Here is a 15,021-nt window from a genome sequence, read left to right on the forward strand (position 1 = left end):
CTCCCTTGTCGAGTAGGCGTCATTCCTTGATCGCGCCGCCCGTGACGCCCGCGACCACGTACCGCTGCGCGATGACGAGCAGGACGGCGGCGGGGACCGAGGCCAGTACGGCGGTGGCGAGCACGGCGTTCCAGTCGGCGCTCTGGTTGCCGATGAAGCGGTAGATGCCCACGGTGATCGGCTCGAACGACCGGCCGGTGGTCAGCGTGACGGCGAACAGGAAGTCCGCCCACGCGAACAGGAACGAGAACAGTCCCGCCGTCACCGTCGCGTTACGGCTGATCGGCACGATCACGGAGACGAACGTGCGCCAGTGCCCCGCACCGTCGACCCGCGCGGCCTCGCCGAGTTCGCGCGGGATCGACACCATGAAGGCCCTCAGTACGAGAACCGCGAAGGGGATCGTCGCCGTCGAGTCGGCGAGGATCAGGGCGAGGTAGCTGTCGATGAGCCCCAGGTTGGCGAACATCTCGTACAGCGCGTTCGCCATCACGATGCCCGGGATCATCTGCACGATGAGCAGGACGAAGATCACCGGCTGGGCGCCGCGGAAGCGTAACTGCGCCAACGCGTACGACGCGGGCAGCGCGACGAGCAGCGACACCACGACGGTTCCCGTGGCCACGACGAGACTCGCCAGCAGGTGTTCACCCTGACTCGAGAACGCCTTCACGTACCCGTCGGCGGTGCCGTGCACGGGGAACCAGCTCGGCGAGGAGTCCAGGAGCGCCCCGCTGGGCTGCAAGGACGCGTTGATCATCCAGTAGAAGGGGAACAGCAGCACCACGACGATCACCACGCCGAGGCCCGTGCGCGCCCAACGCCGTGCGTTTCCACGTGTTCTCATCGGCCCGCCTCCGCGATCGTCGACCGGGCCGACCGCAGGTAGAGCAGGCCGAACACGGTCGCCACGAGCACCAGCAGGTTGCCCACCGCCGCACCCTGACCGAACACGAACTGGCCGTCGAACGACAATTGGTAGGACCAGGTCGTCAACGTCTGCGTCGCGTCGGCGGGCCCGCCCCCGGTGACCACCATGATCACGTCGAACACCTTGATCGTGTAGACGAGGCCGAGCATCAGCACCACCGCCGTCACCGGGCGCAGCATGGGCCAGGTGACGTGCCGGAACCGCTGCCACGCCCCGGCTCCGTCCAGCTCCGCCGCCTCGGACAACGACTTCGGTACCGCCTTCAACCCGCCGTGCAGGATCACCAGGTTGAATGGGATGCCGATCCAGATGTTCACGATGATCACCGCCGGTAGTGCCCAGCCGGGGTCGGTGAGCCACGGCGCGCCCTCGTCGGCCAGCCCCACCGCCCGCAGTGCGGCGTTGATGACGCCGTGGTCCTTGTCGAGCATCCACCGCCACACCGCGCCGCTGACCACCAGCGGCAGCAGCCAGGGCAGCAGGAGCAGCGACCGCAGCAGGCCGCTTCCCGGGAAGCGGCCGTTGAAGAACAGCGCGAGTGCCAGGCCGATCCCGAACTGGAAGGCGATCGAGAACACCGTGAACAGCACGGTGTTGAGCACCGCCTCGCCGAACAACGGGTGCCGGACCACCGCGAGGTAGTTGTCCCAGCCGACGAACGGCGCCTCTCCCGTGTAGAACGAGCGGACGGAGTATTCGCGCAGGCTCATCGCCACGTTGTTCACCAGCGGGAACCCGAAGAACAACCCGACGTACACCACGGCTGGCAGCAGGAAGAGCAGTGCCGCGAGGCGTTCGCGCGAGCGCCGGGAACGCTGCCGCCGGGGCCGGGTCACCTCCGGCGTCCGGGCGGGAGTCGCGACGGCGGTACTCATCGCGGGCCGGCCTGTTCCTGTGCCTGCCGCAACGCCTCCCTCGGGGACTGCTCACCGGTCAGCGCCGCCTGAAGCGCCCTCGCGAGTCCCTGGGAGACGGCGGGGTACTCCTCGCCCAGTTCCGCGGTGCGCGACCGGGCCGTCTCCACCTGGCGAACGAACGGCTCCATCTCGGGATGCCGCTCGACGAACGTCTCCCCCACCGAACCCCGGGACGGCACGTAGGCGTGCGCGGCGTCCCAGGCCAGCATGTTGTCCTCGGAGAGGATGCACGACAGCACCTTCGCCGCCGACTCCTGGCGTCCCGGCCCGGTGGCGGGGATGACCCCGACCTCACCGCCGAGCGCCACCACCGGTTCGGCGCCTTCCTCGGGAACCGGGACGGGAACGACGCCGTACTCGGGCCCCTCCTCGTCCAACCGTGCGAGGTTCCACGAGCCGTTGACCATCATGGCGGCGTTGCCCGCGACGAACTGGTCGGCGACGTCGTTCTGGTTCCAGTTCACCACCGACTCGGACGCTCCGCCCGACTCCACGAGCGAGACCACGAACTCCAGGGCCTCGACGGCGGCGTCGGAGTCCAGAGCGGATAGTTCGGCGCCGTTGCTCCAGAAGAACGGCAGGAACTGCCACGTGCCCTCCTCGGACGGGATGGCGGAGAAGGCGAGGCCGTAGCGGTCGCCACCCGACAGCTCCCGCGCCGCGTCGGCCAGCTCCTCCCATGTGGTGGGTGGTTCCAGCCCTGCCTCGGCGAACACCTCCTTGTTGTAGAACAGCGCGAGGTTGTTCACCCCCGGCGAGAGGCCGTAGATCTCGCCCTCGTACGTGCCCGCCTCCAGGATGCTGTCGTAGTAGCCCCGCGTGGGAATGCCGTAGTCGGTCACCGGCGTGAGGGCGCCCGTGCTGGCGACCTGCTGGAGGGTCGGGTTGTCGAGGAAGACGAGGTCGGCCAGCGTGCGCGAACTAGCGTCCTTGAGGATCTTGGGCAACATCTGGTCCGTGGGCACCGTCTGCCGCTGCACGTCGATGCCGGTCTGCTCCGCGCAGGTGTCGAGGATCCGCTGCCACGCGGCACTGCCCTGCTGGTCGGAGTAGTAGTCGAGGACCGTGATCCCGGTCGCCGGCTCGGACGACGTCGGCCCCGCGGCCGGGCCGCACGCCGTGGTCACCAGCAACGCACTCGCGGCGACGCCTCCGGCCATCAGTTGTCGAGCCACTCTGCTCATTCGTCACTCCTTCGGGAGGATACGCGCTTCCCAGGCCTCGTCGAAGCGCTTCGATTCAGTTGTCCTCGACGTGCCCTGTGCCTTTCGAACGGGTCCTATCGGCGTGGTGCCGTGCTGCCGCCCTCACGCAATCGGGGCGAGAGCAGGCGCACCTCGGGCGCGGCGTCGCCCTGGAGCTGCCGGAGCACCATCTCCACCGCGATGCGGCCCACCTCGTCGGAGGGGATGGGCACCGCCGTCAGCGGTACCGCGAAACCGTCGGCCATGTCCTCGGGGCACACGGCCACCACGGAGACGTCCTCGGGGACCTTCCTGCCGCGTCGGTCGAGTTCGGAGAGCACGGTGCCGAGCGCCGCCTCGTTGTGCACCACGATGCCCGTCACGTCCGGCTGTCGTGTCAGGACCTCGTCCAGGCACGCCCGCGCCGCCTCGTGGGAGGGCGGGCACGGGTACGTCCCGCCTCGCAGCCCGCGTTCCCGCACCGCGCCGTCGAACCCGTGCAGGAAGCGACCCGCGAAGCTCGTGCCCCGCTCGTACACGGTGGGCGAAGGGCCGACGAGCGCCACGTCGGTGTGCCCGAGGTCCGCGAGGTGGTGCACACAGCGGGCAGCGGCCGCATGGAAGTCCAGGTCCACACAGGACAGGTCCTCCGGATCGTCGGGCACGCCGATGAGCACGGCGGGCCGCAACAGCGACCGCAGCACGGGAATCCTCGGCTCGTCGGCCTCGACGTCCATCACGAGGATCGCGTCGGCGATGGCGGACGCCGCGACGCGGCGCAGCCCCTGCGGCCCCTCGTCGTTGGTCAGCAGCAGCACGTCGTGGTCGTGCTCCCTGGCCGCCGTGACCACCGAGGTCACGAACCGCATCACCACGGGCACGTCGATGTCGGTGCGCAACGGCATCACGAGTGCGAGCACGTTCGTCCGGCTGCTGGCCAGCGCCCTGGCCCCGGCGTGTGGGTGGTAACCGAGCCTGCGGATGCTGGCCTCCACCCGACGCCGTGTCTCCGCGGAGATCGACCGCTTACCGGACAGCACGTAGGACACGGTGCTCGCGGACACACCCGCGTCACGGGCGACGTCGGCGATGGTCACCATCTGCGGCCTCCCACTCCGCAGTCGAAGCGCATCGACTCGGTCGAGCGATTAGACCGTAGAGCACCTGTCAACCCGCACACAAGGATCACTGCCTCTTTTTCGTTTCTCACCAATACATTCGACGGTTGACCGACACGAGCGTGCGGTGGCATAGTCCGCTGCACCGCGCTCTACCTCAGTGGCAACGTCGCACATTTGTCGAAACGCTTCGACATGGAGGTGGCCCTTCCCCATGCGCCCGCATTCCCCGAACCCGAGCACCGGATCCTCTTCCCTGTCCCGCCGCCGGGTGCTCGCCATCGCGGCCGGCGCGGCCGTGACTCCTGTTCTGGCCTCGTCCCTGCCTGCTCACGCCTCTGCCGCCGCGGCCCCCACCACGGCGTCGCGCGCCCTCCGGTTCCGTGATCCGTCCCTGCCGTTGGCCGTCCGGGTCGAGGACCTGCTCTCCCGGCTGACCCTCGACGAGAAGATCGCGCTGCTGCACCAGTACCAGCCCGCGATTCCGCGCCTGGGCGTCGGCCGGTTCAAGACGGGCACCGAGGCACTCCACGGCGTCGCCTGGTCGACCGACTTCGACGACGGCGGTGCCGTGGTGACGGCGACCTCGACGGTGTTCCCACAGTCGGTGGGACTGGCCAGCACCTGGAATCCGGATCTCGTCCGCAGGGTCGGCGAGGTCGTGGGCGTGGAGGCGCGTGCCTTCCACTCCCGCCGTCCCGAGCTCTGGGGCCTGCAACTGTGGGCCCCTGTGGTGAACCTGCTGCGTGATCCTCGCTGGGGCCGCAACGAGGAGGGGTACTCGGAGGACCCGCACCTGACCGCGACGATCGCGATCGCGTACGGCCACGGCATCCAGGGCGACGACCCCGACCGGTTGCGCGCGGCCCCCGTGCTCAAGCACTACCTGGCCTACAACAACGAGATCCGGCGCGACACGACGTCGTCGATGGTGCCGCCTCGGGTCAAACGGGAGTACTACGAGGCCGCGTTCCGCGCCGCGCTGTCGGCCGACGCCGCCACGGGGGTCATGTCGAGCTACAACCTCGTCAACGGTCGTCCCGCCTCGGCGCACCACGACTACGACGACGTGGTGCGCACGTGGACCGAGCGGCCGCTGTGCAACGTCACCGACGCGGGCGGTCCGAACAACCTCACCGGAAGCCAGGGCTACTACGCGACACAGGCCGAGGCCGACGCAGCCGTGCTGAAGTGCGGACTCGACAGCTTCACCGTCGACGACACCAACGCCGGTCCCACCGTCGAAGCCGTCAGGGCGGCACTGGAGCGGGGCCTGCTCGTGGAGTCCGATGTGGACAAGGCGGTGCGGAACATCCTGAGTCTGCGGTTCCGGCTCGGCGAGTTCGACCCCGACGGCGGGCCTCACTCGGGTATCGGCGAGGACGTCATCGACGGTCCCGAGCACCGTGCGGTCAACCGCGAGGCCGCGACGCAGGCCGTGGTCCTGCTCAAGAACGCCGACGCCACGCTGCCGCTCGACGCCAAGCGCATCCGTCGTGCGGCGGTGCTCGGTCCGCTGGCGAACACCCTCTACACCGACTGGTACTCCGGTGCGCTGCCCTACCGCGTCACGGTCCTGGACGGGCTCAGCGACCGGCTGGGCGACGCGGAGGTCGTGCACGAGGAGGGCGCCGACCGCATCGCTCTGCGCACCGCCGACGGCCGCCACGTCACCGCTACAGCCGAGCCCGGTGCGCTGAGGGCCACGGTCGGCTCGGCTGCCGAGAACACGCACTTCGACGTGTTCGACTGGGGCGAGGGCACCGTGACGCTGCGCGCGGTGGCAGGCGGCCGTTACGTCTCGTTCGGCCCCGACCGCACGCTCGTGAACGACTCCGAACAGCCTCACAGCTGGTTCGTTCAGCAGCAGTTCAGCCTCGTCCCCCACGGTGACGGCCACGTACTGCGCTACGCGGGCAACGAGACCGACGACTCGTGGTTCGGCGACCGGACCTACGTCGTGGTGGGCGCGGACGGGCTGCTCACCGTCACCGCGGCGTCGGCGGCCGAGGCCACCGTGTTCACCCGCGAGGTCGTGCGCGACGGGGTCCAGGAGGCACGGCGCGCCGCGCGGGACGCCGACGTGGCTGTGGTGGTGGTCGGCAGCATGCCGTTCATCAACGGCAGGGAGGACGACGACCGCACCGACCTCGGGCTCGCACCGAGACAACAGGAGTTGCTGGAAGCCGTGCACGGCGCCAACCCGGCCACCGTGCTGGTGCTCAACAACAGCTACCCGACCACGATCACGTGGGCGCAGGACCACGTCCCCGCGATCGTGTGGACGACGCACGCGGGCGCCGAGACCGGCAACGCCGTGGCCGACGTCCTGGTGGGTGTGGCGAACCCGAGCGGGAGGTTGCCGCAGACGTGGTACCGGTCGGCCGACGACCTACCGGACATCCTCGACTACGACCTGATCAAGCACCGCCGGACCTACCAGTTCTTCGAGGGCTCGCCGCTGTACCCGTTCGGCCACGGCCTGTCCTACACGTCGTTCGCCTACGGCAGGCCGAGGGTGAGTGCCGGCGTGCTGCGCTCGGACGGCGAGATCACGGTCGCGGTCGAGGTCACCAACACCGGGTCGCGTGCGGGCGCGGAGGTCGTCCAGCTGTACACGCACCAGCGCCGGTCCCGGAACCCGCAGCCCCGGTCGCGACTGCGAGGTTTCCGCAGGGTTCACCTCGAGCCCGGGGAGACGGCCACGGTGCGCATCCCGCTCCGGGCCGCCGACCTAGCCCACTGGGACGTCACCCGGGAGAAGTGGGTGGTCGAGTCGGCCAGGCACGACATCCTCGTGGGCGCGTCGGCGGCGGACATCCGCGGCACCTCGTCGGTGCGCGTCGTCGGGGAACGGATCCCGCCCCGCGACCTGCACACCGAGAGGGACGCGCAGAACTTCGACGACTACTCGGGCATCACTCTCACCGACCGCAGCAAGACCCGCGGCACCTCGGTCCAGGCCACGGAGGCGGGCGCCTGGATCCGGTTCCGGGACGTGGACCTGCGGCGCGGCGTCCGGGGAATCGAGGTGCGGGTGGCGAATCCCGCCGCGGCCAGCGGCCGGATCGAGGTGAGGCTCGACGATCCCGCCTCGGGCCGGGTCCTCGGCACGGTGTCCGTCCCGTCGACGGGCGAGAAGTACACGTACACCTCCGTACGTGCTGACCTCGACCCGGCCCGAGGCAGGCACGACCTGGTGCTCGTCCTCGACGCACCGGTCATCCTCGCCTCACTGCGACTGCTGCGCTGAGCCCTACCCGGCCTCGACGCCGAGTTGCCGCTTCAGCCAGCGCACTTGCGTCATCATGAGGTTCTCGGCGACCTCCTCGGCCTGCGGGGTCATGTGGGTGGCACCGACCAGCGGCAGGAAGGTGTGGTCGCGGCCCGCTGCCAGCAGTTCGCCCGACAGCCGCAGGGCGTGAGCGACGAACACGTTGTCGTCGGCGAGGCCGTGCACGATCAGCAGGGGCCTGCGCAGCGACGGCGCGTCGGCGATGAGGGAGTTGCGCTCGTAGACGTCCGGGTCCGCCTCCGGGTGCCCCAGGTACCGCTCGGTGTAGGCGGTGTCGTACAGGGACCAGTCGGTCACCGGGGCACCCGCGACGGCGGCGTGGAAGACGTCGGGCCTGCGCAACACCGCCAGCGCCGACAGGTACCCGCCGTACGACCAGCCCCGGATGGCCACCCGGTCGAGGTCGAGCAGGCCGGGACACCGTTCGGCGACGGCGTGCAGGGCGTCCACCTGGTCGGCCAGCGTGACGTCGGCGAAGGAGTGGTGGATCTCCTTCTCCCACGCGTTGCCCCGTCCCGGCGTGCCACGGCCGTCGGCCACGAGCACGGCGAAGCCCTGGTCCGCCAGCCACTGCGGGGTGAGGAACGCGTTGCGGCTCTGCAGCACCCGCTGCGCGTGCGGACCGCCGTAGGGGTCGAGCAGCACCGGCAACGCCTCACCGCCGTCGTCCACCTCCCGGCCCGCGGGCAGCACGAGCGCCGCCCGCAGCGCACGCTCACCGACCGTCAGCCACACCGGGCGGGGTTCCAGTCCGGGGTCCATCGGGTACGACGCGATGTCGGTGACGTGCTCGCCGTCGCGCAGGACCGACACCCTGGGCCCGCTGTGGGAGAGACTCCACGTCGAGAGCACGGTCACCTCGGCCGTTCCCGCCCCGACGTGCACACCGTCCACAGCGGACAGTCGTTCCACCCGGCCATCGTTCGTGCGGTACACGTGGAGCTGCGTGGGATCGTCCTCGGAGGCGGAGAACAGCACCTCGTCGCCCACGTCGAGCACGGAACGCACCTGCAGCCCCGGCGGAGTCACCGGCTCGCCGTCCACGAGCACGCGGTAGGTGTCGTCGCGGACACCCACGTGCACGAGCCTGCCGTCGGTGGTCCACGCGGGCACGCCCGTGACGACCTCGACCCAACGTTCGTCGGTCTCGCTGTGCAGCAGCCGCGCCGAACCGTCGCGGGGATCGAGCGCGTAGACGTCGATGCGCCGCTGGTCGCGGGGCGCGACCGCGATGAGCGGGTCGCCCGCGGCGGACCAGTGCGCGGCAACCAGGTACTCCCAGTCGAGGTGTTCGACGTCCACACGGCTGCCGTCGAGCCCGAGGAACGACAGGGACACCGACGCGTTGGTGGTGCCCGCGGCGGGGTAGGCCACGGTGGTGGCGGGGTTGTCCGGGCGCGCTGGGTCGGCGATGGTCCACACCGGAACCTCCGAACGGTCGGTGCGCTGCACGAGCAGGCTCCGGCCGTCGGGAGACCACCAGTAGCCGCGCGTGCGGCTCAACTCCTCGGCGGCGATGAACTCGGCGAGGCCCCACGCGACGTCGGGCCCCTCGTCGTCCACGAGAGCGCGGTCGTCGCCCGTGGCGAGTTCGATCACGCGCAGCCTGCGCTCACTGACGTAGGCGACGTGGGTTCCTGCCGGGTTCGGTCGCGGGTCCACCACGGCGGCGTCCAACAGCAGTCGGACGTCGCCGCCATCGAGGTCGGCCGTGTAGAGCTTGCCGGACAGGGAGAAGGCCACCACGCGGAACGCGTCGTCGGTGGCGTAGCCGACCACGCCACCGGAGGTCTCCCTCGCACGCTCGCGGCGGGCCCGCTCCTCGGCGGGCAGGTCCTCCTCCCCCGGCAGCAACGCGGCGGCGTCGACCACCGTCGTCTCCTCACCGGTGCGCAGGTCGAGGTGGAGGAGGTCGTTGCGCCGATCGGTCGCCGTCCGTGATCGGAGGAACAGCAGCCGGGTACCGTCACCGGCGACGCGGAAGTTCTTCGGGGTGCCCAGTGTGAATCGCTGGGTCCTGGCCTGTCGGCGCAGGAATGAGAGATCGTCCGTCACGAGGTCCCACTGTCGCAGAAGCCACACCCGAAGTGCCAACCACGGCACCCGCGCGTGGCCGACGCAACGATCCGTGTCCGTTCGGGTTCGAATGCGCAACGAAAGACGGCACCAGGCAATGTTTGCCGGATGATTTCGCCGGAGGCTTCGCCCTAGTCTGAACGCATGACGACGTTCGCCGACAAGTCCGCAGAGACCAGCAGCGCCGCCGAGTACATCGCCCTCGACGAGCGCTGGAGCACGCACAACTACCACCCGCTGCCCGTGGTGATCGCCGAGGCCGAGGGCGCGTGGGTGACCGACGTGCAGGGTGAGCGTTACCTCGACTTCCTGTCGGGCTACTCGGCGCTGAACTTCGGCCACCGCCACCCCGAGCTGGTGCGCGCGGCGGTCGAGCAGCTGGGGCGGGTGACGCTGACGTCGCGCGCCTTCCACCACGACCAGCTCGGACTGTTCTGCCGGGAGCTGGCCGAGCTCACCGGCACCGAGATGGTGTTGCCGATGAACTCCGGTGCCGAGGCCGTCGAGTCCGCCATCAAGGTCGCGCGCAAGTGGGCCTACCGGGTGAAGGGCGTCGCCGAGGAGCAGGCGCAGATCGTGGTGGCGGGCTCCAACTTCCACGGCCGCACCACCACCATCGTGTCCTTCTCCACCGACGAGCAGGCTCGCGCCGACTTCGGCCCGTTCACGCCCGGCTTCGTCGTCGTGCCCTACGGCGACGCGGCGGCGCTGGCGCAGGCCGTCACCGAGCACACCGCCGCCGTTCTGCTGGAGCCCATCCAGGGTGAGGCCGGGGTCGTCGTGCCCCCGGACGGCTACCTCGCCGAGGCTCGCAGACTGTGTGACGAGGCGGGTGCCCTGCTCATCGCCGACGAGATCCAGTCGGGGCTGGCCCGCACCGGCACGATCTTCGCGCTGGACCACGAGCGCGTCACCGCCGACCTGTACACGCTGGGCAAGGCCCTCGGCGGCGGGATCATGCCGGTTTCGGCGGTGGTCGGGCGTGCCGACGTGCTCGGCGTGCTGCGCCCCGGCGAACACGGGTCGACCTTCGGCGGCAACCCGCTCGCGTGCGCGCTCGGTCGCGCCGTCGTCCGGCTGCTGTCCACGGGCGAGTTCCAGCAGCGCTCCACCTCGCTGGGCGCACGCCTGCACGAGCGGCTGTCCGAACTCCTCGGCAACGGGGTCGCGGCGGTGCGAGGGCGTGGCCTGTGGGCGGGGGTCGATCTCGCGCCCGACGGTCTCACCGGCCGCGAGGCGTCGGAGGCGCTGATGAAACGCGGCGTGCTCTGCAAGGAGACCCACGGGCACACGCTGCGCCTGGCTCCCCCACTGGTGATCTCCGAGGCCGACCTCGACCGGGGCGTGGCCGCGCTCGCCGAGGTCGTCGGCCGGGGATGAGCGACGGCTCTCCCGCCGTCGCGTCCACTCGGACGCTGGCCGTCACGGCGGCGCTGTGCGGGGCGTTCGCCCTCGCGCTCGGCGTCGCCGTGGCCGGGCAACGGTCGCCCACCGGGTTCGACGCGGCGTTCGAAAGCGGCGTCGACGACACGTTCGGCGGCGCGTGGGTGCTGACGCTGCTCGTCGCGCCCACGGAGCCCTGGGCGGTGCTCGCCGTTCTCGCGGCCGTCGCCGGGTTCGGCCTGGTCCGAGGACGCCCCGAGGTCGTGGTCCTCGCCGTGACGGGCCCCGCGCTCGCGGTGTCGGTCAACACCTGGGTGCTCAAACCCGCCTTCGGCCGCTACTACGACGACCACCTGGCCTACCCCAGCGGGCACACCGTCAGCCTGGTCGCCGCAGTGACGGTGGTGGCGCTGCTCGTCCGGCTGCGACGTGCCCGCCTGCTCACGGTCGCGGGCGGCACCCTGCTCACGGGGTGCGCGGCCGTCGGCATGGCGGGCCTGGACTACCACTACGTCACCGACGTCGCGGGTGGTGCCGCCACCGCCGTGTCGCTGGTGTCGGGTGTCGCGCTGCTCGGGAACGTGTCGCTCAGGCCTGGGCGCCGGGTGAGGCGGGCGAGGACACGGCGTCCCGAGCCAGCGCGGTGAGCCTGCTCACCGCCCTCAGGTACTTCTTGCGGTAGCCGCCCGCGAGCATGTCCTCGTCGAACAGCTCACCGAGCGAGCCACCGGAGACGAGCACCGGGATGGCGCGGTCGTAGAGCCGGTCGGCGAAAGCCACCAACCGGAGTGCGATGGCCTGGTCCTTCGCGGGCCGCACGCCGCGCAGGTGCACGGCCGCCACCCCGTCGACGAGTCTCCCGTAGCGGGAGGGGTGCAGGCTCGCCAGGTGATCGCAGAGGGCGTCGAAGTCGTCCAGCGTCGCGCCCGGCCACCTCCGCGCCGACGCGACGAGCTCGTCGTCGCTGCGTGGCTCGGGCGGTTCGGGCAGGCCGCGGTGCCGGTAGTCGGGTCCGTCCACGCGCACGACGTCGAACTTCGCCGACAGCGACTGGATCTCGCGCAGGAAGTCGTCGGCGGCGAACCGGCCCTCGCCGAGTTTGTCGGGCAGCGTGTTGGAGGTGGCGGCGACGAACACGCCCGCGTCGGTCAGCTCCCGCAGCAGCCGGTTGACGAGCATCGTGTCGCCGGGGTCGTCGAGCTCGAACTCGTCGATCGCCAGCAGCCGGTGTCCGGACAGCCTGCGCACGGCCTCGCCGAACCCGAGCGCGCCCACCACGTGGGTCAGTTCGACGAACGTCCCGTAGGCCTTGGGACCGGGTACCGCGTGCCAGACCGACGCGAGCAGGTGGGTCTTGCCGACCCCGAACCCACCGTCCAGGTAGAGGCCGGGCCGTTCCGTCTGCTTGCGACCCCGCCCGAACAGCGCCCGCCATCCCTTCGCCGCACCGCCACCGGAGTCACCCACCCGCTCGGCGAACGCGGAACACGCGGTCACGGCGTCGGCCTGACTGGGTTCGGCCGGGTTGGGCACGTAGGTGGAGAACCGAACACCGTCGAACCGGGGCGGGGGCACGAGCGTCGAGACCAGTTCGTCGGGAGCGATCTCGGGACGGCGCGCGGTGAGCTGCTCGGTCGGCATACGGATCAGCGTATGTGCTGCCCCCGTGATGCCCGCGCGGGTCGGCCCGTGTTGTGATGACTGTCGTGCACAGGCTTCTGCCCACCTCGGACGACCTCGCGGCGTCGGAGTCCGTCACCGACGCGGAACTCGAACGCCTCTACGACTACCCGGCCGAGCTCACCCGCCCGTGGGTACAGGTCAACTTCGTGTCGTCGGCGGACGGCGCCGTGTCCGTTGCGGACCGCTCCGAAGGCCTGTCCCACCCCGCCGACAAACGGGTCTTCGCCCTGGGCCGCGACCTCGCCGACGTGATCCTCGTGGGAGCGGGCACGGTGCGGGCCGAGGGCTACCGCGGGGTGCGGGCGCGGGAGCTGCGGACGGAGCGCCGCCGGCGACTCGGGCTGAGCGAACTCCCACCCATCGCGGTGGTCACGGGCTCGTGCCGCCTCACGCCGGACGATCCGATCGTGACCGACACCACGGTGCCCCCGATCGTCGTCACGACCACCGAGGCGCCGGCCCGCCGCAAGGCCGACCTGTCCGCCGCCGGGGTGGACGTCATCGAGGCCGGTACCGAGACCGTCGACCCGAAAGCCGCACTCGCGGCGCTGGCCGAGCGGGGCCTGCTGCGCGTCAACTGCGAAGGCGGGCCCCACCTGTTCGCCGCCCTGATCGCGGCCGACGCCGTCGACCAGCTCTGCCTCACCGTCGCACCGCTGCTGGCGGGCTCGGGCCCGGGCCGCATCGTGGCGGGCACACCGAGCCCGGTGCCACGGTCGCTGCGGCTCGACTCGGTGTTGCACGAGGACGGGTTCCTCATGCTGCGCTACCGCAGAGCCGCCCGGCCGCGCTCGTGAGACCCCGCTCACGAGCGCCTCACCGTCGCCATGCCAAGGTTGACGGCGAGGAAGGTCAGCCGCAGGAAGTGAGGGCCGGTTCCGTGCCACGCCGTGGTCGTGCTCGCCGACGTCTGGTCGTGTCCGCGCTGGTCGGGCTACTCGCGGCGGGCTGCACGGCAGGACCGTCGTCCCGGCCCGCCGTGCTCGAGGGCGAGGACGCTCCCGCCCCGTCCCCGAGCACCGAGGCGTCGCCCGACGTGCCGCTGCCCGACCTCGCCGAGCCGAGGGGCTCGTCGCTCGCGTGGGAGGACTGCGATCCCGGCCTGCTGGACGGCCTCGACACCGGCCGCGACGCACCACGGGTGTCCTGCGCCCGGATCACTCTCTCGCTCGACGCGCCGGGCCTTCCCGGGCTCGGCCTCACCCGGATCGGCCTGACGAAGGTGGGCGACGGCCGGATCCCCCTGGTGGTGCTCAACGACGTCGGCGGGGAACCGGGCACCCGGTACGCGGTGCGGCTCGCCGAGACACTGCCCGACGAGGTACTGGAGACCTTCTCCCTCGTCGGCGTCGACCGCAGGGGCACGGGCACGTCCGACCCGGTTCGCTGCGTGCCCGACTCCGAACGCGAGACGCTGCTGACCCATGACCCGACCACCACGGTCGATCCGCTCCTCGACGCGGCGAGGACGGCCGGGCAACAGTGCGCGATCACCCTGGAGGACGTCCAGACCGCGTACGACAGCTGGCGCACGGCGGGTGACCTCGAGGAACTGCGCGCACAACTCGGTGTCGACAGGCTCAACATCCTCGGTCACGGCGACGGCTCCGTCCCCGCCGCCTACTACGCGGTCCGGTTCCCCTCCCACGCGGGCCGGATCGTGCTCGACGGGGTGCCCGACCCCTCCCCCGACGTGGCGGGCGTGCTGGCGGACGTGGCCGCCGGAGCGGAGGCCACGCTCGACGAGTTCGCCGCCGACTGCGCCCGCCGCGACTGCCCTCTGGGCGACGACGCCCGCGCGGCCGTGTCGGAGCTCGCCGACGACGCCCGGACGACCCCTCTGCGCGCCGGTGAGCACCGGATGAGTTCCGTGCTCGTCCAGCACGCCGTGCTCGCGGGCCTGTCCCAGCCCGCGCGCTGGCCGGAGCTCGCCGACGCCGTCGACGCCGCCCGAGAAGGAGACGGCACGCGCCTGTTCACCTTCGTCGCACCGTGGCTCGACGACACCGGGCCCGGCGTTCCGAGAACCGACGGGGTGCTCGCGACCCGCTGCAACGACACCGCCGCCCGGCTCCCGATCGACCAGCTCCGCGAGGTGTCCCGCGAGTTCGGCACCGAGCATCCGGTGTTCGGCCCGGTGCTGGCCCAGCGGCTGGTGTGGTGCAGCCCGTGGCCGAACCGCCAGGAGGAGACGCCGGAGCTCGGGTCGCCCGACGCCCCGCCGATCCTCGTGCTGAGCACCGCGACCGACCCGGTGACACCCGAGAAGGGCACCATCCGGGCCGCGGAGCAGATCCCCAGTGCCGTTCGGGTGGCCTGGCAGGGTGCGGGGCACGGCGCGCTCGGCTCCCCGTGCGTCGGCGAGGAGGTCACGGCGTTCCTCGTGGACGGTGAGGTGCCGCGCGACGGGACGCTGTGCCCCGCGTGACCACTG

11 protein-coding genes are annotated in these 15,021 nt (G+C 71.3%); 5 read left to right on the forward strand and 6 right to left on the reverse strand.

All coding sequences use genetic code 11. The annotated features are described in order from the left end of the window. Positions 1–19: 19 nt before the first annotated feature. The 4 genes from SACCYDRAFT_RS15690 to SACCYDRAFT_RS15705 form a co-directional block, all read right to left on the reverse strand. On the reverse strand, positions 20–847 hold the full coding sequence (locus tag SACCYDRAFT_RS15690; RefSeq protein WP_005457545.1) for a carbohydrate ABC transporter permease: 828 nt from the start codon (positions 845–847) through the stop codon (positions 20–22). Further along, positions 844–1,806, reverse strand: a complete 963-nt coding sequence (locus SACCYDRAFT_RS15695; protein WP_005457548.1) for a carbohydrate ABC transporter permease — start codon at positions 1,804–1,806, stop codon at positions 844–846. Before SACCYDRAFT_RS15695 ends, SACCYDRAFT_RS15690 begins: the two co-directional genes overlap by 4 nt. Beyond that, positions 1,803–3,032 (reverse strand): sugar ABC transporter substrate-binding protein, encoded by a 1,230-nt coding sequence (locus tag SACCYDRAFT_RS15700; RefSeq protein WP_005457557.1) that lies wholly within the window; start codon positions 3,030–3,032, stop codon positions 1,803–1,805. The genes SACCYDRAFT_RS15695 and SACCYDRAFT_RS15700 overlap by 4 nt, the downstream gene beginning before the upstream one ends. Positions 3,033–3,127: 95 nt before the next feature. After that, complete coding sequence (locus SACCYDRAFT_RS15705; RefSeq protein ID WP_005457558.1) at positions 3,128–4,132, reverse strand: LacI family DNA-binding transcriptional regulator; 1,005 nt, start codon at positions 4,130–4,132, stop codon at positions 3,128–3,130. A 232-nt stretch (positions 4,133–4,364) separates the two neighbouring features. Between SACCYDRAFT_RS15705 and SACCYDRAFT_RS15710 the strand changes: the two genes are divergently transcribed. Next, complete coding sequence (locus SACCYDRAFT_RS15710) at positions 4,365–7,403, forward strand: glycoside hydrolase family 3 protein (protein ID WP_005457559.1); 3,039 nt, start codon at positions 4,365–4,367, stop codon at positions 7,401–7,403. 3 nt (positions 7,404–7,406) lie between these two features. On the opposite strand, the gene SACCYDRAFT_RS15715 is transcribed toward SACCYDRAFT_RS15710, so the two are convergent. After that, positions 7,407–9,500 (reverse strand): S9 family peptidase, encoded by a 2,094-nt coding sequence (locus SACCYDRAFT_RS15715; RefSeq protein WP_043537328.1) that lies wholly within the window; start codon positions 9,498–9,500, stop codon positions 7,407–7,409. Positions 9,501–9,665: 165 nt separating this feature from the next. On the opposite strand from SACCYDRAFT_RS15715, the gene rocD reads away from it, so the two are divergent. Together rocD and SACCYDRAFT_RS15725 are read left to right on the forward strand one after the other, a co-directional pair. After that, on the forward strand, positions 9,666–10,901 hold the full coding sequence (gene rocD / locus SACCYDRAFT_RS15720; protein WP_005457568.1) for an ornithine--oxo-acid transaminase: 1,236 nt from the start codon (positions 9,666–9,668) through the stop codon (positions 10,899–10,901). Next, positions 10,898–11,551, forward strand: a complete 654-nt coding sequence (locus tag SACCYDRAFT_RS15725; protein ID WP_005457570.1) for a phosphatase PAP2 family protein — start codon at positions 10,898–10,900, stop codon at positions 11,549–11,551. The genes rocD and SACCYDRAFT_RS15725 overlap by 4 nt, the downstream gene beginning before the upstream one ends. Here SACCYDRAFT_RS15725 and zapE read toward each other — a convergent pair. Continuing rightward, positions 11,493–12,545, reverse strand: coding sequence for a cell division protein ZapE (gene zapE / locus SACCYDRAFT_RS15730; RefSeq protein ID WP_005457573.1), 1,053 nt, complete (start codon positions 12,543–12,545; stop codon positions 11,493–11,495). The two genes, SACCYDRAFT_RS15725 and zapE, sit on opposite strands and share 59 nt — an antisense overlap. A gap of 56 nt (positions 12,546–12,601) precedes the next feature. On the opposite strand from zapE, the gene SACCYDRAFT_RS15735 reads away from it, so the two are divergent. Together SACCYDRAFT_RS15735 and SACCYDRAFT_RS15740 are read left to right on the forward strand one after the other, a co-directional pair. Further along, positions 12,602–13,384 carry a pyrimidine reductase family protein gene (locus SACCYDRAFT_RS15735; protein WP_005457574.1) on the forward strand — a complete coding sequence of 261 codons (783 nt, stop codon included), beginning with the start codon at positions 12,602–12,604 and terminating at the stop codon, positions 13,382–13,384. 83 nt (positions 13,385–13,467) lie between these two features. After that, positions 13,468–15,015 (forward strand): alpha/beta hydrolase, encoded by a 1,548-nt coding sequence (locus SACCYDRAFT_RS15740; protein ID WP_005457575.1) that lies wholly within the window; start codon positions 13,468–13,470, stop codon positions 15,013–15,015. The last annotated feature ends 6 nt before the right edge of the window (positions 15,016–15,021 follow it).

Origin of the sequence: Saccharomonospora cyanea NA-134, from assembly GCF_000244975.1 — a bacterium.
GTDB classification, from domain to species: domain Bacteria; phylum Actinomycetota; class Actinomycetes; order Mycobacteriales; family Pseudonocardiaceae; genus Saccharomonospora; species Saccharomonospora cyanea.